Origin of the sequence: Halanaerobium kushneri (assembly GCF_900156285.1) — a bacterium.
Taxonomy (GTDB): Bacteria; Bacillota; Halanaerobiia; order Halanaerobiales; family Halanaerobiaceae; genus Halanaerobium; species Halanaerobium kushneri.
This window is the reverse complement of the sequence record NZ_FTNC01000010.1, coordinates 101,306-121,622: the sequence shown is the minus strand read 5'-3', so window position 1 is coordinate 121,622 and position 20,317 is coordinate 101,306. Positions and strand designations below refer to the sequence as shown.

The window sequence follows — 20,317 nt, the reverse complement described above, 5'->3', positions numbered from 1 at the left end:
TTAAAAGAGAAATTCGGACTGCCAGTAGATAAGAAGTTTTATATCTCAGATGAGGTCAAGGAATTCTTCCGCTCCCGGGCTGCTGAGATGCAGGACCAGAGAATAGAGTGGGAAAAAGAATTTAAGGCCTGGGCAGAAGCCAATCCTGAGCTAAAAAAACAGTGGGAGCAGGCAATGAGCTTAAAACTGCCGGTAGATTTAAAAGAAGAGATTATGAACTTAGAAATAGAGGCGCCAATAGCTACCAGAAAATCAGCTGGAGCAGCACTGAGTAAAGCTTTTGAGCTGGTACCCTATTTAGTTGGTGGTTCAGCAGACCTTGCACCTTCAACTAAAACCTACAACGGAGAATACGGAGAGGTGCAGAAGGGTGATTATTCCGGCCGCAACTTGCGCTTTGGGGTTAGAGAACATGCGATGGGAGCAGTTGTTAATGGTCTTTCCCTGCATCAGGGTTTTAGACCATTTGCAGCAACCTTCTTAGTTTTCTCTGACTATATGCGCCCGGCAATCAGGCTGGCAGCTTTAATGAAACAGCCTGTAATTTATGTCTTTACTCATGATTCTATCTTTGTTGGTGAAGATGGACCAACCCACCAGCCGGTAGAACATGTTGAAGCACTAAGAATTATACCGGGACTAAAAGTATTAAGACCTGGTGATGAAGAAGAGGCCAAAGCTGCCTGGGTAGAAGCATTAGAGACAACAGATCAGCCGACAGCTTTAATTTTAACCAGACAGAACTTAGAGCATATTCAAAAATATCAGGGTCTTGATAACTTCAATAATGGCGGTTATTTTGTCAGCAGTCCCAAAGATGCTGATACAATTATCTTTGCCAGCGGTAGTGAGGTTAACCTGGCCGAAGAGAGTGCCAAACTATTAGCGGAAAAAGGTATCAAAGCGGCAGTAGTATCAGTACCGGAGAGAAGAAAGTTCGAAAAATATGCAGCAGAACACAAACTGCCAGAAGTTAAATTAAGAGCTGCCATAGAAGCAGGAGTAACAGATGGCTGGTACAGGCTTGTTGGCAGAGATGGTTTGGTAATCGGCCTTGACCGCTTCGGCTTAAGCGGAAAAGGAGAAGAAGTAGGAGCAGACTTAGGGTTTAAGGCAGAAAAAGTTGCAGCCAAGATTGAAGCTGCTTTGGAATAAAATCAATTTTCTATTTAAAAAATCAATAGCTAAACTAAAAACCCGCCTTTTCAGGCGGGTTTCATTAACTTAATTTACTTTTCGAAAGGTTTAATAAAATAGAACTCATTCTCAGAAGAATGATCTTCATTAAAAACATAGCCTTCAAGATTAATATTTTTAACTGCTTCCAGACTTTCAACCTGTTTTTTTATCAGCTGTTCAAGCATCCTGCCTCTATTTTGCTTGACATAATAGCCAACAGTTTTCAGGCTGCCGTCCTCTTTTTCTTCTTTAAAATAAAAATCAATTATTTTTCCCTGGTAATTTTTTTCAACAACTTTGCTGTATTCATTTGAGGCCAGGTTTACAATCAAATCAACATTGGCAAAATAATCTTTCATAACTTCCTGCCAGTATTCATAAAGATTGATTCCATCTGGTTTGAGCCGCATTTCCAGTCTGTAAGGCCAGATTTCTGTATCTGAATGTAATGGTCCATACATTGGAGAAATTATAATAAGTTTTTCCTGCAGATAAGAAAACTGCTTTTGATCATAGCTTTCTAAATCAAGCTGTTTAAAAACAGAGCCATTATAGCATTCAATAGCTGGCAGAGTCTGATCTTCAAAACTGTGTTCCTGATAGAGCTCATAGGTTCTATCTAAGAGATTACCCTGAATATCAAGCTCTTCTCCTAAATCTTCTTTGGAGAGTGATTTGAGATAGTTGAATAATTCTTTAGTTTTAGCTTCTTTTAAAATATTTTTACCTTTATCTTTGCGTTTCCTCTCATGATTCTGAGTTTTACTGGGAGATAAGATTATTTTCATTCTGCACCTTCCTTTCTTAATGACTTTTATTTGATTGATTTATTATCTTATTTTAGATACTCAAATCATTTTTTGATCTAACAAATTTTTTAAAAAGTTTCTACTTTCTTTAGTTGTTACCGGTAAAGCATTTTCTGCTGCAAATCCTTTAAATATTTTACTGCTGTTTGTTAAGCTATTACCCAGATTCTTTACTCCAGTTCTAAAGAAATTTTTGTTTTCTTTGACCTTTAATTCCCCGTTTTTATTGAGCAGCAAAAATTTTTCTCCCCATTCGGCCGCGAAATTTAAATTATGAGTGGCTATCATAATTGATTTGCCATTAGCTGAAATTTGGTTTAAGACATCTATAAAAAGCTGTTGAGTAGGGGGGTCTAAAAATGCCAGAGGTTCATCGAATAAAATCAAATCTGGTTCTAGAATTAAAACTCCTGCTAGAGCTACCTTCCTTTTTTCACCATAACTTAAATTACGGGGATTTCTCTTAAGAATACTTTTTAGAGCCAGCAGTTCTACAACTTGGTTAAATCTATTTTTCTTTAAATGTTCTGGAAAAGAAAATTGTTCTGGTCCAAATAATATATCCTCCTGCACAGTAGATGCAAAAATCTGATCATCAGGATTTTGAAAAACATAGGAAATAGACTGTCTTAATTCATCTTCTTCAAAGTGATTTAATAAATTATCCTTAAAAAATATTTTACCATTTTGAGGTTCGTTAATTTTTAAAATGTTGTTCATTAAAGTTGTTTTACCAGCACCATTAGGGCCAAGTAATACAACTTTTTGCTTTGATAAAATCTCAAACGATATATTTTTTAAAACATTATTTTTATTTTCTGGATAACTAAAATTAAGATTTTTAACTTTCAAAATTGCTTGAAGCGATTCTACCATTATTACCATCCTCTATCTAATAAGATAATCAAAGCTGCAGAAAAAATTGTTAGAAATATTGGCTGCCAGCTGATAATTAATTTTTGTTTACTTTTTACAAAAGTCTCACTTTTTAGTCCTCTAAGCCTCATTGCTTTGTAAATACGGTCACTTCTTTTTAAGGAGCGTTCTAAGCTGCTGCCTATAATCTGAGCTATAATTATATATTCTTTAATGTTAAAAAATTTATTTTTGATTTTGGCTCCTCTTAATTTTCGGGCTCTCATTAATCTATTAATTTCTTCTTTTATGACTCTAAAATACCTTAGAATAAAAAAAATCGTTAAAATTATCAAGTCCGGAAAATTAAGTTGAGCAAGCCCTTCTTTTAGATCCTGCTCTGCAAAGTTTTTTAAAATCAATACATTCCACATGATTATAGTTATTAATCTATGAACCAGAATCCAGTTTTTTTCATTTTGAAACCAGACAAGTAAAGCAGCAGTTATTAAAAATGGTAAAAAAAACAAAAATAAGCGCTTTAATTTATCCAGTAAACCCTGGTATAGATCTATAGTTAGCAAAAAAATAGCCATAATAAAATGTAAAGAAATAGATTTTACAATTAAAATGGTAATAATACCAATTAAATAAACTATTAATTTACCACCTGCTGTATTTTTCAAAATAAGTTCTCCTCACCGCTATCGTTATATTTAGCATATTTAAAATTTACAACTAATTTTTAGAAAGTATTTTTCCTATTTTTAATAATAATAGATATGAGACAATAACTCCCAGCAAACCGGCAGCGCCGCCACTTAACAAATCATTATTGATTGGAATTGAATAATCTTCAAACAAAGAGAAACTAGACTGAGCTTGATTTATAAAACTTTTAGTTTCCGCTACTTTTTCCAGACCATCAGGAAAAGAAGAGCTTAAAATAGGATTTAAAAATGCTAGAAAAGCAATGAAGGCTATGATGAGATAAAGATATTTATTATTTTTAAGCATTATTAACGCCTCCTTTTTGATATGCAAGTTCAAATTGGGTTGAGATTGTCTTATTGAGATAGGAAAGTACAAGCATTGTAATTACACCTTCCATTAAACCAATAAGTGTATGCCAGCCAACCATGGCTCCCAGAATGAGATTTAAGTTAACTATATTAGAAAATGATAATTCAAATGCTGCAAATGCTGCTGAAATAACAGTGGCAGATAAACCTGTTATAATAATGCTTAATTTTTCAGAAAAATTAAGCTTAGTTAAAAAGTTATAAATAAAGTAGCCAGCCCATACCTGAATTAAGGCCATATTTAAAACATTTGCTCCCAGAGCCAGAATCCCTCCATCCATAAAAAAAACAGATTGAATAACCAGAATCGAAGTTATAATCAAACTGGCTGACCAGGGACCTAAGACCAGCATAGCAAGCACACCACCCATAAGATGACCGGAAGTTCCAAAACCGATTGGAATGTTAATCATTTGAGCAGCAAAAATAAAAGCACCCAGAATTCCTAAAACAGGTATATTTTTTTCAGAAAAATTATTTTTTAATTTTTTTATCCCATAACTTAAAGCCGCTCCAGACATGAGATATGTAGTTAAACAGGTTTTTAAATCTAAAAAGCCGTCGGGTATATGCATAAATTATCTTTCCTCCTTTTAGTAACACGATTTTTTTTTTCGTGTTATATCTTATTTTCCCTAAATCTTTTAAAAATCCTTCTTTAATTATAAATTGTTTTGATAAATTTTGATTTTACATCTACCGCTAATAGCTATTTTTATTTATAAGTTTAATTCTTTCTTTTTTGTCAAATAAAATATTTTATAGCTTTACTCATAATAATTTAATCTAATTCTAATCTACCGATCGGTTGACAGAAATAGATATTTTATGCTAGAATACTAACTGACCGGTCAGTCAAAAGATTAAAATTTTGTTAGGAGGGGTTCAATATGCCCGAAGATACGAAAAATAAAATATTAGAATCAGCCTTTCATCTTTTTTCCAAAAACAACTATCATGCTGTTTCCATGACTCAGATTGCAAAAGGAGCAGAGATCAGCAAGGGAACACTTTACTGGTATTTTGATAGTAAAGAGGAATTGTTTAGAGAAACTGCAGTTAATGGACTGGATTATTTTTATGAACTTTTTGAAGAAATTGCTGAGAAGGAAATCAGCAGTTACAAGAAAATTAGGAATTTGATTGAATGTGTATTAAAGACATTGATAGAACATTTAGATATGCTTGAAGTTTTTAGAAATAATGTGGAGTTAATCAGCAGTGATTTTAAAGATGCTATTGAAGCCAAACATAAAAAAAATATAAAAATTGTGACTAGAATTGTTGAACAGGGAATAGCAGAAGGTTTAATAAGGAGTGAAAATCCGAATAATATGGCTTCTTTAATCCTATCAGTTTTATTTACGCCCCAGACAAAAGAAATATTAGATGATGACGAGGTTGTAGAAAATAAAGTAAATTTTATTTATGATTTTATAATGAATGGCATTAGTAGAAAGGAGCAATCTGATGAGTAAAAATAAGAAAGTTATCACCATAGTTTTAGCTGCTGTGCTTTTGCTTTCATCTTCTGCAGCTGTTGCAGCAGAAGATATTAATCTAAAAGAAGCGGTAAAAATTATGGCAGCAGAAAATAGGACTCTAGAAAATGCACGTAAAGATATTGAAAATGCAGAAAAGGACATCGAACTTGCTGTGAGATCATATTTTCCTAGTCTTGACCTGCAGACTTCCTATACTAAATTAGATGAAGGACAGCAGAGCTTTGACTTTGAAACATTAAGTACTGTTGAAGGTCCTGATGAAAATTACAGTACTTCCCTATCCTTAACTCAACCAATCTGGCTGGGTGGCAGAGCTTCAATGCAGAAAGAAATTGCCAGTTACAGTCTGGAAATTGCCAGAGCCAGATATGAGCAGAGTTTAGAAGATCAGATTTTTTCTTTGATTCAGGCATATTATGGGGTTCTGCAGGCTCAGGGGATGGTTGAAATTCGCACAGAAGCTCTGGATATAGTAAATGAACATTTAAGAATAGTCAAAAATAATCTGGATGCCGGAATTGCGATCAGACGTGATTTACTGCAGAGTCAGATTGAACAGAGAAATGCAGAAGAGGAGCTGACAGCAGCCAGAAATGACCTGCAGATTGCCAGAAGACGTCTGGCACAGATTTTAACAACAGATAAAAGTTATAATCCGTCTCAGCCAGAGATTTCATTTGATCTTAATTTAGAACAGCAGCAGTTATTTCAGACTGCAGTCAGAAATGAACCCCAGCTGATGATTCTGGAGTTAAATAAAGAAATTGTAAAATTAAATCAAAAGCTTGAAGGACAGTATTATCGCCCCAGTGTTTCGCTCAATGGATCTTATGACTGGCAGGGACCGGAGTTTATGGATCAGAAAAGTTGGTCCATGACTATGGGAGTCAGTGTTCCCCTCTATGATGGAGGTAAGGGTGGTATAAATGCAGAAAAACAGGAAAACGAACTAGAAAAGATTGCTAATAATCGCCAGGATCTGCTGGAAAATTTAGATATTGAAGTTGAAAATTCTATTCTAACTGTTAAAGAAACTGAAGAAGCAATGGAATTAGAACAGCTTTCCCTGAAAAATGCCGCCGAAAATTTAGAAATTGCCAACAAGAGTTATGAAGCTGGAGTAGCCAGCAATACGGATGTTATTGATGCTCAGAGTACTTACAATCAGGCTCAAACATCTCTGCTGCAGGCTGAATATAATTATGAAATAGAATTATTTAGAACAATTTATAAAAGTGGTCGTTTAAAAGAATATTTTAAGGATGTGGTAGAAAATGAAAAATAGATATAAAATACTCAGTCTATTATTGATCTTATTTTTAACGGCTTCACCTGTGCTGGCTCAGGAGGCCCAGATTGTTGAAACCGCTCAGTCAGTTACTGATGATATAAGCCTAAACGAACTTTTTACCGGTACTTTAACTCCGATTCAGGATGTTAATATTCCTGCTCAGACGGGTGGACTAATAGCTCAGGTAAATGTTGAAATGGGTAATCAGGTAGACGAAGATGCTCAATTAATAAAAATAGATGAAGAGGCGCTGCTGATTCAAAAAAATCGTGCTGAAGCAGCTTTAAACAGTGCCCAGGCCAGTTATGAGGAGCTCAAAAATGGAACCACTGAAGAAGAATTGGCCAGAACCAGAGCAGCTTACGAAGATGCCCAGGCCAGTCTGGAAAGTGCAGAAACAAATTTAGAGTTAATGCAGGAATTATATAAGGAAAGACGGACATTAGAACAGCAGCTTGTAAATGCAGAGCAGCAGCTTAATAATGCACGTCAGCAGCTGCAGACTTCAAAGCAGAATCTTAATCAGGCTGAAGTTAATTTTAATCAGGCAAAAAGAGAATATGAGCGTTCGCAAAAGCTGTATGATGATAATGTGATTTCGGAAAGAGAATATGAAAATGCAAAAACTTCTTTTGAAAATGCAGAGTCAACTTATAAAAATGCCCAGATATCAGTTGAACAGGCTGAAACTGCACTTGCAGCAGCTGAAAAGAATTATAAGCTGACCAAAGCAACTTATAATAATCCAACAGAATTGAAACAACAGCTGGAAAATGCCAAAAGTCAGGTTAATAGTGCCCGCACAAATCTCAAAGTTTCTAAAGCTAATTTAGAAGCAGCAGAAAGAGGGCCTCGCGAAGAAAGAGTAAGGGCCGGTCTGGCCTCGGTTAAGCAGGCAAAAGCAAGCCTGGCTGAAATTGAAGATCAAATTGATAAAACAAAGGTTAATGCTCCTTTTTCTGGTTTAGTAAATAGAGTCAATGTTGAGGCAGGAGAAATGATTCCCGCAGGTCAGACAGTGGTTAATCTAATCAATATTGATCAATTATTTGCTGAAATAAATGTTACTGCTGCGACTGTTTCTGCAATTAAAAAAGGTGATACAGTTGATGTTAGAGGTGAGACAATGCAGCATTACATTGAAGGAGAAATAACTAATATTGCTCCCGCAGCAGATGAAGCCAGCAGAACCTTTCTGGTGAAAATTAAAATTCCCAATCAGGATCACAGATTAAGAGCTGGTATGTTTGCTGATGTAAGAATTACTAAAGGTAAGTCGGGTTCTGCGGTAGTGATTCCAATCGAAAGTGTCGTTAATTTAAACAGTGATAATCCTCATGTTTTTGTTGTAGAAGATGGGAAATCAGTAAGAAGAGATATAAGTATTGGGATCAGTACTGACAGCAGAGTTGAAGTTCTGCAGGGGTTAAAAGCAAACCAGGAAGTTATAATTAGAGGTCAAAACAACTTAGAAGCAGGCCAGAAAGTTGAGGTGAGAAATCAGTGAAGTTATCCGATTTCTCGATAAAAAGATCAGTTACAACTGCTATGATTATTTTAATGGTGCTGCTGATTGGATCAGTAGCACTTTCCCGCTTAAGTCTCGATCTTTTTCCTGATATTACTTTTCCGGGAGCGGCAATAATTACAACTTATGAAGGTGTTGGTTCTGAAGAAATAGAAAATTTAATTACAAAGCAGATAGAAAGCTCAGTAGCTACTGTTGAAGGAGTTAAAGGTATCACCTCAACTTCCTCAATGGGATCGTCAACAGTGGTTGTAGAATTTAACTGGGGTCGAGATATGGATTTTGCTGTGCAGGATTTAAGAGAACAGGTAGATTTAATCAGCAGTATGGCTTTACCTGAAAATGCTGACAGTCCAATGATTTTCAAATTTGATCCTTCCATGATGCCGATTATGAATTATGGTGTTTCAGCTCAGGGTTTAGAGATTGATGAACTAAAAAAAGAGGTTGAAGATGAGCTGATTCCCCGACTAGAAAGAATTTCGGGTGTTGCCCAGGTAAATATGCAGGGGGGATTGACAAGAGAAATAATTGTATCTCTTAAGCGAGATCAATTAAGTCATTACAATCTTGACTTTGATACAATTACCAATATCGTACGGGCTGAAAATGTAAATGTTTCGGCAGGTGATGTTCGCCAGGGAGATAAAGAATTTTTAGTTAGAACCGTTGGTAAATTTTCTAATCTAGATGAGATAAGAAATATAAATATTCCAGTTGGAAATGGCCATATTAAATTATCTGATGTTGCAGAAGTTAAAGATGGATTTTCTGATCTGACAACTTTATCCAGGACTAATGAGAAGCGCAGCTTAACGCTCTCAATCCAGAAACAGACTGATGCAAATACTGTTGAAGTAGCAAGTGCTGTTAGGCAAGAAATGGACCGAATCAGAAATGATTATCCTAATTATAATTTTGCAATAGCAATGGATCAATCGGAATTTATAGAGGATTCCATTGCCAGTGTGAGTCAGAATGCTATTTTAGGAGGTCTTCTGGCCGTAATTATACTTTTCTTATTCTTAAGAAATATCCGCAGTACAATAATTATAGCAACAGCAATGCCGATTTCTATCATTGGTACCTTTATTTTAATGTATTTTGCTGATGTTAATTTAAATGTTATTTCGCTGGGGGGGCTTGCCCTCGGGGTAGGTATGCTGGTTGATAATGCTGTAGTTGTACTGGAAAATATTTATCGTTATCGAAGTATGGGAGTAGGTAAAATTGAAGCCGCTCGCGAAGGGGCTTCTGAGGTTGGAATGGCTATTGCCGCTTCTACAGTTACTACTGTTGTAGTCTTTTTACCTATTGTTTTTGTCGAAGGAATGGCAGGCCAGCTTTTTCAGGATTTAGCCTTAACAGTAGCTTTTTCTCTAATTGCTTCCTTGATGGTCGCTTTAACCTTAATTCCAATGCTGGCTTCTAAGATCTTAAAAGTTAAGCAGAAAGAATTAGATAGAAATAAAAAAGAAGGTAGGATAAAAAGAATTTACCGGGGAGCACTTAGCAGAGCTCTTAAACATCGCTGGGTCTTTGTTGTTTTATTGATAGTTTTATTAGTTGGCAGTTTCGCCTTAATACCTCAGTTAGGATTTGAGTTTATGCCGAATAATGATCGGGGTGCATTTTCGGTTAGCTACGAACTACCAGTGGGGACTGCTTTATCTAGATCTAACGAAGTTTCGACTGAAATTGAGTCTGTATTGACAGGAATAGATGAAGTAGAAACAATAATTGCCACAGTTGGGTCTGGTGGTCAGATGATGTCTACTTCTACCAGCAGTCACCTTGGCAATATAAGTGTTCAGCTTGTAGATTTAGCTGAAAGAGATCGATCAACTTCGGAAGTAATGGAAGAAGTACGGCAGAGCATTAACATTCCTGATGTAGACATCTCTGTTGAAGAACAGCAGGGTATGAGTGGGGGAGGTTCTCCAGTCAATGTAAAACTTCTTGGAGATAATTTAAATATATTGAAGAGAGAAACTGCCAAAGCTGTTTCCGCAATAGAAGATATTGAAGGCTTAAGAGAAATTGAAGATAGTTTTTCTGAAGGTCAGCCGGAATATAGAATAAAGGTTAACCGCTCTATTGCAAGTCGCTTTGGTTTAAATGTAAGTCGAATTGCAAATACAGTCAGGACAGCAATTAATGGAAGTACTGCAACAAGATACGAGGTTGCAGGTGATGAATATGATATTAGAGTTCGTCTAGAAGAAGATCAAATAGGACAGATGTCTCAGGTGCCTGAACTTAACATTCAAGCTGCCAGTGGACAGATGATACCATTAAATAGGATAGCAAGTCTGAAAATTGATGAAGGACCTGTAGAAATTTTACGTCAGGATCAGGAACGTTATTCTGAAATAACTGCTGACATACATGGTGTGGATCTTGGTACAGTTATGGAGCAGATTCAGTCTCGTTTATCTAAGCTAGACTTACCGGACGGATATAGATTTAGTTATGAAGGTGAATTTGCTGATATGCAGGAATCATTTAGCAGTCTTGCGATGGCTTTTGGACTGGCGGTAATTCTGATTTATATGGTTATGGCTTCTCAGTTTGAATCGCTGATCCATCCCTTTACAATTATGTTCTCTATTCCTCTGGCAGTGATTGGTGTTATCTTCGGATTGTATATTACTAACTCTATAGTCTCGGTGGCATCGATATTAGGTTTAATCACTCTGGCTGGTATAGTTGTAAATAATGCGATAGTTATGGTTGATTATATTAATCAGCTGCGCAGAAGTGGTACCGAAAAAATAGAAGCTATTATTACAGCTGGAACTGTAAGATTGAGGCCAATTATGATGACAGCATTGACAACAATTCTGGGTCTGCTGCCAATAGCAATGGGTATTGGAGAAGGTTCCGAATCAACCCAGCCGATGGGGATTGTAATTGTTAGTGGCTTAACCTTTGCTACATTCCTGACTCTTTTTGTGATTCCTATTTTTTATTCTTTAGTTACAGATTTAAGAACAATTGTAGTTGCAAAAATAAAAGGGATACCAAAGGAAGAAGCGGCTAAACACATTTAACAAATATTAGAGCCGGGGAGTTTTAGAGAACTTCCCGGCTTTAAAAAATAATGATTCAATACTAAAAAACTTTTTGTTCAATAAGATTGGGTAAGGGGTGGTATAGGTGAATAATGTTTATACTTTATTAATTAATTTTCTTGATCAGAATAATAGAGTTGACTATCATAAAGTTAAACTTTTGCTGGCTAATAATTTGAAACTTGGTCAGAAGAATTTTTATATTAAAGATAGTAATCTTGATTATTCACAATTAAGCTGCAGTGATAAAAAAGAATACTATAAAAAAATGGTTAAATTAATGCCAGAAGAGTCAGATTTTAAAATTGAGCTTAACTTTAATTCTCTTCGTGATATACAGGAAATTATTAAAGATTTAAATAAAACAGAGAAGAAATTTGATTTAGTACTCAAAAGTCCATCTATTACTGAAGAAACAATGGGGTCCTATTTTAAAGACTATCTGTCTTATCTTAATTTTTTAAGCAGTAATAGCAGCCGAAATTTTTATATAAGTTTTAATACCAGACTTTTATCTTTAATTGAGGGTGAAACATTGATAAAAAAAACTAAAGATTTTCAGGCTGTTAAAGGATTTGTAACTAATCCAGTTTATCCTTATGATTTAGACTTTGAGAAATTTACTACCTTAAAAAATAAATATAATGGACGCTTTGAATTTTTAGCATCTGCTGATGACTTGTATTTTTTAAATCTTAACAAAGGGGTTAAAACAATTAGCAGATATATCAATTTACTGCCAGATTATTTTAAAAAAATAAATATAGAAGTGAAAAATAATAATTTAGATAATGCTAGAAAATATCAATTGATTTTAAATGATTTTATTAATACAAATAACAATTTTGGAGAAGGTTTGGCTTTAGAATACCTGCTATCAAGGTATTTAAACTTTGAATTTAGTTCTGAAAATAGCTTAACTAAAAGTGAGAAATTAATTTTGGAATCGGAATTCAAAAAAATAAATGATAGTTTTGTTGACAAAGTATAATTTTTTATGATATATTATGAATGACCGGTCAGTCATTAGAAATTTGACTTTAGGTTTGAACTAGGAGAAAGCGTGAAATATTTTCATAAATGATTTTCTCAGTAAGCGACTTGTTACCCCTTGTTGTTCCTACTGAGAAATCATTTCGGGGGGCACCGGTTTTCTCCTGGTTTACTTTTATTGCTGTTAATCTACCTTTTTCAAAAAATGAAAAGGAGGTGAAAAAACACTTCGAAGATTTGAAAACATCTAAGGTAGAATAACATATATAGGATCTGGAAAAAATAATAATCATTTAAGTTGAAAATGATAAGGAAACTAGGTCACTTATTGTTTTCTTAAATGAGAGTTGATTTCTCAGATCCAGAAAGAGAAAAATAAAATTCAAAAGAAAACAAAAGGAGTGTTAATTTTTATGAAAAAACTTACAATTACAATTGCTTTACTTTTAGTCGTAGCATTAGCTATGCCTGCATTTGCACAGTCATTCTCTGACGTGCCAAGTGATCACTGGGCATATGATGCAATTAATAAATTAGTTGCTGCTGGTATCGTTGAAGGTTATCCTGATGGCGAGTACAAAGGTCAGCAGTCAATGACTCGTTACGAAATGGCTGTTATGGTTAGCCGCGCTTTAGACAACATTGTTGCTGAGCAAGAAGCTCTAGCTAACCAGGTTGACGAAATGGGCGAAGGTCTAACTACAGGTCAGGCTGAAGACGTAACTGCTATCGTTAAGTCTTTAATGGAAAAGAACTCTCAGGATGAGCTTTCAGACGCTCAAGCTGAAGAAGTAGCAGATATCGTTGATGCTTTAACATTCGAATTAAGCGCTGAACTTAAAGTATTAGGTGCTGACATCGATGCTTTAGGCAAAGATATGGACGAATTAGAAGCCAAGGTAGACGCTTTAGATATTCCAAAAGATAACATTGAGTTTGGTATGGATATTGTGACTAAGGCACAAGTAGCTTATTATGGTGAAAATGAACTGGAAGAAAGAGCAGTTTTAGAATTACTTTCTGATGGAGACGCGATTGATGAGAATTTTGTGGATGACCCTGATCTATTCCCAGCACAAGAGAGATTTTGGCAGGAATATAACTTTAACATTGCTGGGGAGTTAAATGGTGCAAAATTCAATTTAGATGTTGATACAATTACTAACTTATTTATGGATGAAAGAAATGTCTTAGATTATACTGAAAATGATGAGAATGAGTTTTTAATGGATGCTGCTTTATTAGAAGTAGCTTTTGATAATACTAATGTTAAAATTGGTGACATGCCAGATTATTATCCAGAAACTTACTTCTTAGATGAAGACTTAGAAGGTATTGAAGTAAATACAAATATGTATAATATTGACTTCAAAGCTTTTGCCGGTGGTAATGGAGAAGATAATCTAGATAATTCAGGTAATAATGAGATGGCAGACGAAAAATACTTTGGTTTAACAGCAGCCAGTGAAATGGAATTTGGTACATTAACTGGTAAAGTTTATCATGCAAGGAGTGTTGTTGATGAGTTAGTTGGTTCAGCAACAAATCCTTATGATAATACATTAGTTGCTTTAGCATGGTCTAATGATATGCTAACTGAAGCCCTTGGCATGACTGGCGAAGTTGTATTCTCTGATACTGTAACTGATGATGAAAGTTATGATGAAACTGGTAACTTATTTAATCTAACAGCAAACTATGCAGTTACTAATACCTTTAATTTAAATGGTATGGTTGAAATTGCAGGTGAAGATTTTGTAGCTGCACGTAATGATTTAGAAGAAAGTAATGCTGATTATGACTTATTTAAAGTTGGAGCTGACTATCAACTTAATCCAAACAATTCAATTAATGGTTCTGTAATGGTAGTGCAACCAGGAGATTCTTATACTCCTAATGAAGATAAAACTGTATTTAATATAGGCCTTGATAACAATTATGGCAAGTTTACTAATAGTGCCTCTGTTGAATATGCTGATAATGATGGATTTGAAGATGGACACGAATACACTTTAATTAGCCTGGGTACTGAATATGCTTGGAATGAAACAATTACTCTGGGTGCTAATTTAAATAATAAGAGTGAAGAAGATAATAATGGCGATATCAAAAGCTACAATTATTTAACTGGTTTTGTTGATAAACAGTTAAAAGATAATATAAGTTGGATCACAGAAGCAATGTATATTGATGGTGAAACTGACTTTGATGCTTTTGATACTGCACAAGGAAACACTGGTAGTACAAATAGTGAAATTTCTATTCCAGCATATAATGTGGATGGAAATGATGTTGAGGGTACTGGTCATGCTATTACCACAACCTTATCAATTAGCTTCTAAATAAGTTGATTGATAAGCTTAAAATCTAAGTCCAAATTCAAGCCGGAGGACTTCCTCCGGCTTTTTTTTAAACTTAAATTTAAAGTAAGGTAATATCTAAGTGGGGGATTAATTATGAAAAGAACAATTTTAATTGATGACTTAATAAAATAGGCCAAGTCCAGCTTTGCCTCAAAGTATTAAATTAGCTCAGCTTTTAAGCTGAGCTTTTTATTATGGCTTTTTATTTAAATAATCAAAAAAATATGATATACTTAAAAAGAATAAAATAATGAAAAAAGAAGGGGTAACAAGGTGGCAGATCGCAAAGAAGAAATCATTCAGGCGGGGATAGAGGTCTTTGCAGCCAGAGGCTATTATAATACTCATATAGCCCAAATAGTCGAAAAAGTCGGTATTGCAAAGGGGACATTTTATTTATACTTTAATAGTAAGAAGGATCTTTTTATTTCTCTAATAAAAAGGCATGAAAAAATTTTTTTAGAGGTATTTGATAATTATACTTTTGATACAAATAATAAAAATCTAAAAATATTTTTAGAAGAAATGTTGCTCGGTTTTTTTAAGATTTATAAAAAACATAAAAACCTTTCTATAATTATTTTGAGAGAAGCAGTTGCTGTAAACGAAGAATTTGGAGATGAATTCAAAAGAATGGAAGAAAAACGCTTCCGTCGGTTACAGGACTTATATAAATTTTTGATAGAGAATAATTATATTTCAAAAGATATTGAATTTGATTATTTTGCTTTTGCCTTTTTAGGTATTATGGAAAGTGTAATAATGAGGAAACTTATTTTAAGTGAAGAAGATTTTAATATTGAAGAAGCTGCAGATAAAATAAGTGATTACTTAAATAAAGCAATTTCTTAAAATCTATTTATTCAAGTGTAAGATAATTAGTAAAAATAAAAAGATATTATCTATAATTGAATCTGAAATTCAAAATTGGATTTTGGATAGATCAAAATTTATATTAAATTATTTGAACCTCTCCGCCAGTATAGCATGCCTCATAATAATACTGGCTGTACTACTTTTAGATGATTTTTCTATCTCTCAGGGCCCAAACTCTTCTCTGATATTAGCTTTTTTTATCTATTCTTTGTATTTAGTCTTCCCCGTGTCTTATAGTACTTGCACTTTCTTTAGACCTATCTTTTTAACGTTTTAGTTACCATGTATAATATCACCTCTATCTATATCTAAAACACCTTTATCAATATTAATTAAAAATGGCAGGATTTTGTCAGGATTTACCCCTAAATAACAAAAAACCCGCCTCTCGGCAGGTTTCTTAAAATGGGCGTTGGCCCTTAATATTCAATGGCGGAGAGACAGGGACTCGAACCCTGACACCTTTCGGCTTCACCGGATTTCAAGTCCGGCTCCTTAGCCAATTCGGACATCTCTCCACTTATGTCACGAATAATATTGTACTATAGAAATAGATTACTGTCAAGAGAATTCATTATTTTTTTATTAAAGAAGAGGAAATTACTGTTTTACTCAAATATATTTTAAAGAAGAAAAAATAAACATCTGTTATTTATGCTGGTAAATAAAAAAATAAAAAAGTAAAAAATATTTGAAATTTATATTTTGAGGTGATTATAGTGGAAAATCCAGTTATTTTACAGACTTTTTACTGGGAAATGAACAGCAATAAATATGCAGAAAATTTTCCTGAAGAAAAAGATCTCTGGAATTTAATAGACAAAAGAGCTGATTCAATAGCTGAAGCAGGATTTGATTATCTGTGGTTTCCGCCTGCTAATAAAGGTGCAGGGGGGATAGAGGATGTTGGTTATGGTACATATGATCTCTGGGATTTAGGTGAGTTTAAGCAGAAAGGCAGTATAAGAACTAAATACGGCACAAAAGAACAATTAGAAAGGGCTGTAGAAAATTTGCATAGTAAAGGACTGAAGCTAATATATGATGCTGTCTTAAATCACAGACTGGGTGCAGATGATAAAGAAACAGTTACCTTAAAAGATGGCAGTCAGGCTGACGTCTGGACAAAATTTGATTTTCCAGGGCGCGAAAATAAATACAGCAATTTAAAACTTAACTGGACTCATTTTGATGGGGTTGATTGGAACGAACGAACCAGAAGGGCAGGAGAATTTCTCTTTCAGTGTAAAGAGTGGGATGATTCTTACGAAGATGACTATCTTATGGGAGCAGATATAGATTATGATAATCAGGAAATTAAAGCCGAGGTGATAAACTGGGGAAAGTGGATAATTAATCAAATGGATTTTGATGGTTTTCGATTAGATGCCAGTACTCATATTGATAATGAAATGATTCATGACTTTATTGAGGAAGTTACTGCAGATACAGAGAAGGATTTAATTTTTATTGGTGAAGCCTGGGTTAATAGTCCAAAATCTTTAATGGATTATTTAAACATTGTTGATAATAAAAAGCTTTGTGCCTTTGATTTTCCTTTAAGACAGAGTTTTGTAGAAATGATGAAAGGTAATCTTGATATGCGCTGGTATGGAGGCAGAGGATTGGTAAATCAAAAAGATTATAAAAATAGAGCAGTTACTTTTGTAGAAAATCATGATACAGATCATGAAAGTACCAATAAATATGGAATAGAGACTATTGTTTATCGAAAAATGCAGGCTTATACATATATTCTAATGCGGAGAGATGGAATTCCAACTGTATTCTGGAAAGATTATTATAATTATGGTTTAAAAGATAAAATAGATAAGTTAATTTCTGCTCGCAAGAAATTTGCCTATGGTGATGCTTTTGAGAGTGAAACAAATGATCAAAAAACATATTCGTATATTAGAACAGGTGATGAAAAACATCCCGGAAGTGGACTGGTAATGATGATAACTCAGCGAGAAAACAAAGAGCTTGTAGAAAAAACTATAAATACAGGAAAAGCAAATACGTGTTATTATGATTTTACAGCTAATGTAAAAGAGAAAGTCAAAACAGATAGTGAGGGAAACGGTAACTTTAAGGTTAGAGGAACAGCAGGAGAAGGTTATTCTGTCTGGGTTCAGCTCGAAAAACAATAGGCTGCAGAAGGGTTTTTAGTTGAGATTCAACTTAATAATGACTTGAATTATGAATAAACGAAAAATTTTGACAAATATTAAGAGAACTATTATAATTTATTTAGGTTCATATTCTCACAATAGAAGGGGTGGTTGTTGTGGCAAATGTAGAAAACAGAGTTTCTGAAAATGTTGAAGGGGAATATTATGTTGACGATCAGTGTATTGCCTGTGGTGTTTGTGTCGGTGAGGCTCCAGATAATTTTGAAATGTCTGGTGATTATGCCTATGTTTTTAAACAACCTGAAAATGAAGATGAACGGGAAGCCTGTGAGAGTGCCTTAAATGCCTGCCCTGTTGATGCAATAGGCAATGATGGCTAAAAATTTAAAATGTAAATATTTATTTGGAGGGGGCAACCCCTCTTTCTTAATTTATATATTTTTTTAAATTTTAATTTGACATTATAAAAAATTTAAGCTATAATTTAAATTAACAACTTGTAATACAACCTACAACTTATAATTTGTTAAAAAGTGGGGAGATATTATGGATACTATAAAAAAAATTAATTTAGTTGATGAGGTTTATAAAAAAATGAAAGAAAAAATTCTGAGTGGTGAATGGGAGCCAGGGGAAAAAATACCTTCAGAAAATGAACTTTCAGAGAAGTTTGGAGTAAGCAGGAATACTATCAGAAATGCGATTCAGAAATTAAAAGGTTTAAATGTAATAAAAACCAGACAGGGCCAGGGAACATTTCTATCTGAAAACTTAAACAGCAGTATAGTTAGCAGTATTATACCGGATATGATTTTTAGTAACGATGAAATGCTTGATGTTTTAGAGTTTAGAAGTGTAATTGAGAAAGAAAACGCCCGACTGGCTGCAATTAGAGCAGAGGCAGAAGACATTCAGGAAATAAAGAAAGCTCTAGATCAGATGGTAAAACATCAGGATGATTATAAAGAGTATTCGCTGTGGGATTATAAATTTCACTTAAATATTGCTAAGGCATCTAAAAATAAAATTCTGCATCAGACAATGTTAAGATTAAAAGATATACTCTTTCATCATTTAGAAGAAATGAATAAAGAGGGTAATTTTAAAAAAAGTATAGAAGGACATAAAAAACTTTATTCGGCAATTAAAAATAAAGATCCTGAATTAGCAGTTAATTTATCTGAGGAAGATGATCGCGAAAGATTTAAGGACTTAAAAAAAATATAATTTTTTTATTTTAACTTGTACTACAACCTACAACTAACAACCTACAACTAAATTAATTAACTATATAAATTTTCAAATAAGAATTTTCTACAATAATAATAAAGAATTAAGGTGATAAGATGAAAATTAATAATGTTAAAGTGATAGTAACAAATCCAGGCAGAAATTATGTTACCGTAAAAATTGAAACTGATCAAGGGATTTATGGGGTAGGGGATGCGACCCTTAATGGACGAGAGTTAGCAGTTGCCAAAACAATTGAAGAGTATTTGGCTCCAATTATTATGGGGAAAAACCCGGATAATATAGAGCATATCTGGCAGTACATATACCGTGGTGCTTACTGGCGCGGTGGGCCTGTATTTATGACTGCTCTGGCAGGGATAGATATGGCTTTATGGGATATTAAGGGTAAAAAGGCTGGTCTCCCGGTGTATTCTCTTCTTGGAGGTAAATGTCGAGATAAAGCACTCTGTTATACTCATGTTTCCGGTCAGAGTTTTAAAGAGGTTAAAGCTAAGGCCCTAAAAAAGATTGATGAGGGCTACAGAGCCTTAAGAGTTCAGGTATCTATACCTGGGCTGGATGGAACCTATGGCACTGTGGAAGATGATGCCAAAGAATTACCTTTTGTAGAAAAGTGGGATTCTAAACCTTATTTAAATACTATTCCTCAATTATTTGAGTATTTAAAAAGTGAAATTGAGGAAGACATACATTTAATACATGATTCACACGAGCGGCTGACAATTTCTGAAGCTGTGAAGCTGGCAAAAAGATTAGAAAAGTATGATCTCTTGTTTTTAGAGGATCTTTTAAAACCTGAAAATAAAGATGGATTTAGCTTTATTAAAAATAATTCAGCAATGCCTCTGGCAATGGGAGAATTATTTAACAGCAGGTGGGATGCGGTTAAATTAATTACAGAAAAATTAATTGATTATATTAGATGTGATGTAAGTCATATTGGTGGAATTACAGAGGCTAAAAAAATCGCACATCTTGCAGAAACATTTCAGGTAAAAACAGCCTGGCATGGGCCTGCAGATATTTCGCCTATTGCTCATATGGCCAATTTACACCTTGATTTTTCAACCCCTAATTTTGGTATACAGGAGCTGGCAGAATTTCCGGAGGAAGTTGACGAGGTGTTTACTGGGAAACCGGAATTTGAGGATGGCTATTTGAAAATATCTGACAGGCCGGGTCTGGGCTGTGATATAGATGAAGATATGGCCGCAAAATATTCGTATCAAAAAGCTTATTTGCCGGTTGCTGAACGCCTGGATGGCAGTGTTCATGACTGGTAAAAAAAGTTAGTTTACTTGAAAGGGGTGATAACTACCAATAATAACCAGCTAATTATTTGTAGTAGAATAAATTATTTAACTAAAAAAAGG

General features: G+C 34.2%; 17 protein-coding genes and 1 tRNA gene. 12 read left to right on the top strand and 6 right to left on the bottom strand.

The features are described 5' to 3' along the window. The coding region (locus BW929_RS08615; protein WP_407645375.1) for a transketolase-like TK C-terminal-containing protein at positions 1-1,155 on the top strand (1,155 nt) is incomplete at its 5' end. A 74-nt stretch (positions 1,156-1,229) separates the two neighbouring features. Here BW929_RS08615 and BW929_RS08610 read toward each other — a convergent pair. The 5 genes from BW929_RS08610 to BW929_RS08590 are packed head-to-tail and all read right to left on the bottom strand — an operon-like array spanning position 1,230 to position 4,500. After that, on the bottom strand, positions 1,230-1,967 hold the full coding sequence (locus BW929_RS08610) for a YaaA family protein (RefSeq protein WP_076544993.1): 738 nt from the start codon (positions 1,965-1,967) through the stop codon (positions 1,230-1,232). A gap of 60 nt (positions 1,968-2,027) precedes the next feature. Next, positions 2,028-2,864: an energy-coupling factor ABC transporter ATP-binding protein gene (locus tag BW929_RS08605; RefSeq protein ID WP_076544991.1), complete on the bottom strand. Its 837-nt coding sequence runs from the start codon at positions 2,862-2,864 to the stop codon at positions 2,028-2,030. Between the two features lie 2 nt (positions 2,865-2,866). After that, positions 2,867-3,529, bottom strand: coding sequence for an energy-coupling factor transporter transmembrane component T family protein (locus tag BW929_RS08600; protein WP_076544989.1), 663 nt, complete (start codon positions 3,527-3,529; stop codon positions 2,867-2,869). A 52-nt stretch (positions 3,530-3,581) separates the two neighbouring features. After that, a complete protein-coding gene (locus tag BW929_RS08595; protein ID WP_076544988.1) occupies positions 3,582-3,860 on the bottom strand; it encodes a PDGLE domain-containing protein in 279 nt (92 codons plus the stop codon). Next, entirely contained in the window at positions 3,853-4,500 is a 648-nt protein-coding gene (locus BW929_RS08590) for an energy-coupling factor ABC transporter permease (protein WP_076544986.1), read from the bottom strand. Before BW929_RS08590 ends, BW929_RS08595 begins: the two co-directional genes overlap by 8 nt. 315 nt (positions 4,501-4,815) lie before the next feature. Between BW929_RS08590 and BW929_RS08585 the strand changes: the two genes are divergently transcribed. The 7 genes from BW929_RS08585 (at position 4,816) to BW929_RS08555 (ending at position 15,531) form a co-directional block, all read left to right on the top strand. Next, positions 4,816-5,403, top strand: a complete 588-nt coding sequence (locus BW929_RS08585) for a TetR/AcrR family transcriptional regulator (protein ID WP_076544984.1) — start codon at positions 4,816-4,818, stop codon at positions 5,401-5,403. Continuing rightward, positions 5,396-6,715 (top strand): TolC family protein, encoded by a 1,320-nt coding sequence (locus BW929_RS08580; protein WP_076544982.1) that lies wholly within the window; start codon positions 5,396-5,398, stop codon positions 6,713-6,715. Before BW929_RS08585 ends, BW929_RS08580 begins: the two co-directional genes overlap by 8 nt. Next, the gene (locus BW929_RS08575) at positions 6,705-8,228 is read left to right on the top strand and encodes an efflux RND transporter periplasmic adaptor subunit (RefSeq protein WP_076544981.1); all 1,524 of its coding nucleotides are present in this window, start codon (positions 6,705-6,707) and stop codon (positions 8,226-8,228) included. Before BW929_RS08580 ends, BW929_RS08575 begins: the two co-directional genes overlap by 11 nt. Beyond that, a complete protein-coding gene (locus BW929_RS08570) occupies positions 8,225-11,302 on the top strand; it encodes an efflux RND transporter permease subunit (protein WP_076544980.1) in 3,078 nt (1,025 codons plus the stop codon). The genes BW929_RS08575 and BW929_RS08570 overlap by 4 nt, the downstream gene beginning before the upstream one ends. A gap of 106 nt (positions 11,303-11,408) precedes the next feature. Further along, a complete protein-coding gene (locus tag BW929_RS08565) occupies positions 11,409-12,314 on the top strand; it encodes a hypothetical protein (RefSeq protein WP_076544978.1) in 906 nt (301 codons plus the stop codon). A gap of 415 nt (positions 12,315-12,729) precedes the next feature. Continuing rightward, a complete protein-coding gene (locus BW929_RS08560) occupies positions 12,730-14,658 on the top strand; it encodes an S-layer homology domain-containing protein (RefSeq protein WP_076544977.1) in 1,929 nt (642 codons plus the stop codon). Between the two features lie 294 nt (positions 14,659-14,952). Next, a complete protein-coding gene (locus BW929_RS08555) occupies positions 14,953-15,531 on the top strand; it encodes a TetR/AcrR family transcriptional regulator (protein ID WP_076544975.1) in 579 nt (192 codons plus the stop codon). Between the two features lie 454 nt (positions 15,532-15,985). Here the strand turns inward: BW929_RS08555 and BW929_RS08550 are convergent. Then, positions 15,986-16,073 (bottom strand) — tRNA-Ser (locus BW929_RS08550). 201 nt (positions 16,074-16,274) lie between these two features. On the opposite strand from BW929_RS08550, the gene BW929_RS08545 reads away from it, so the two are divergent. The 4 genes from BW929_RS08545 (at position 16,275) to manD (ending at position 20,227) form a co-directional block, all read left to right on the top strand. Then, positions 16,275-17,708, top strand: a complete 1,434-nt coding sequence (locus BW929_RS08545; protein WP_076544973.1) for an alpha-amylase — start codon at positions 16,275-16,277, stop codon at positions 17,706-17,708. Positions 17,709-17,845: 137 nt separating this feature from the next. Next, positions 17,846-18,070: a ferredoxin gene (locus BW929_RS08540; RefSeq protein WP_076544972.1), complete on the top strand. Its 225-nt coding sequence runs from the start codon at positions 17,846-17,848 to the stop codon at positions 18,068-18,070. 166 nt (positions 18,071-18,236) lie between these two features. After that, complete coding sequence (locus BW929_RS08535) at positions 18,237-18,917, top strand: FadR/GntR family transcriptional regulator (protein WP_076544970.1); 681 nt, start codon at positions 18,237-18,239, stop codon at positions 18,915-18,917. A 119-nt stretch (positions 18,918-19,036) separates the two neighbouring features. Continuing rightward, positions 19,037-20,227, top strand: a complete 1,191-nt coding sequence (manD, locus tag BW929_RS08530) for a D-mannonate dehydratase ManD (protein ID WP_076544968.1) — start codon at positions 19,037-19,039, stop codon at positions 20,225-20,227. Positions 20,228-20,317: the final 90 nt, after the last annotated feature.

Bases quoted from the DNA above. Each gene is read 5' to 3' on its own strand.
- BW929_RS08580 (WP_076544982.1), top strand. From the start codon at position 5,396: ATGAGTAAAAATAAGAAAGTTATCACCATAGTTTTAGCTGCTGTGCTT.
- BW929_RS08560 (WP_076544977.1), top strand. From the start codon at position 12,730: ATGAAAAAACTTACAATTACAATTGCTTTACTTTTAGTCGTAGCATTA.
- BW929_RS08585 (WP_076544984.1), top strand. From the start codon at position 4,816: ATGCCCGAAGATACGAAAAATAAAATATTAGAATCAGCCTTTCATCTT.
- BW929_RS08535 (WP_076544970.1), top strand. From the start codon at position 18,237: ATGGATACTATAAAAAAAATTAATTTAGTTGATGAGGTTTATAAAAAA.
- manD (WP_076544968.1), top strand. From the start codon at position 19,037: ATGAAAATTAATAATGTTAAAGTGATAGTAACAAATCCAGGCAGAAAT.
- BW929_RS08610 (WP_076544993.1), bottom strand. From the start codon at position 1,967: ATGAAAATAATCTTATCTCCCAGTAAAACTCAGAATCATGAGAGGAAA.
- BW929_RS08605 (WP_076544991.1), bottom strand. From the start codon at position 2,864: ATGGTAGAATCGCTTCAAGCAATTTTGAAAGTTAAAAATCTTAATTTT.
- BW929_RS08590 (WP_076544986.1), bottom strand. From the start codon at position 4,500: ATGCATATACCCGACGGCTTTTTAGATTTAAAAACCTGTTTAACTACA.
- BW929_RS08575 (WP_076544981.1), top strand. From the start codon at position 6,705: ATGAAAAATAGATATAAAATACTCAGTCTATTATTGATCTTATTTTTA.
- BW929_RS08595 (WP_076544988.1), bottom strand. From the start codon at position 3,860: ATGCTTAAAAATAATAAATATCTTTATCTCATCATAGCCTTCATTGCT.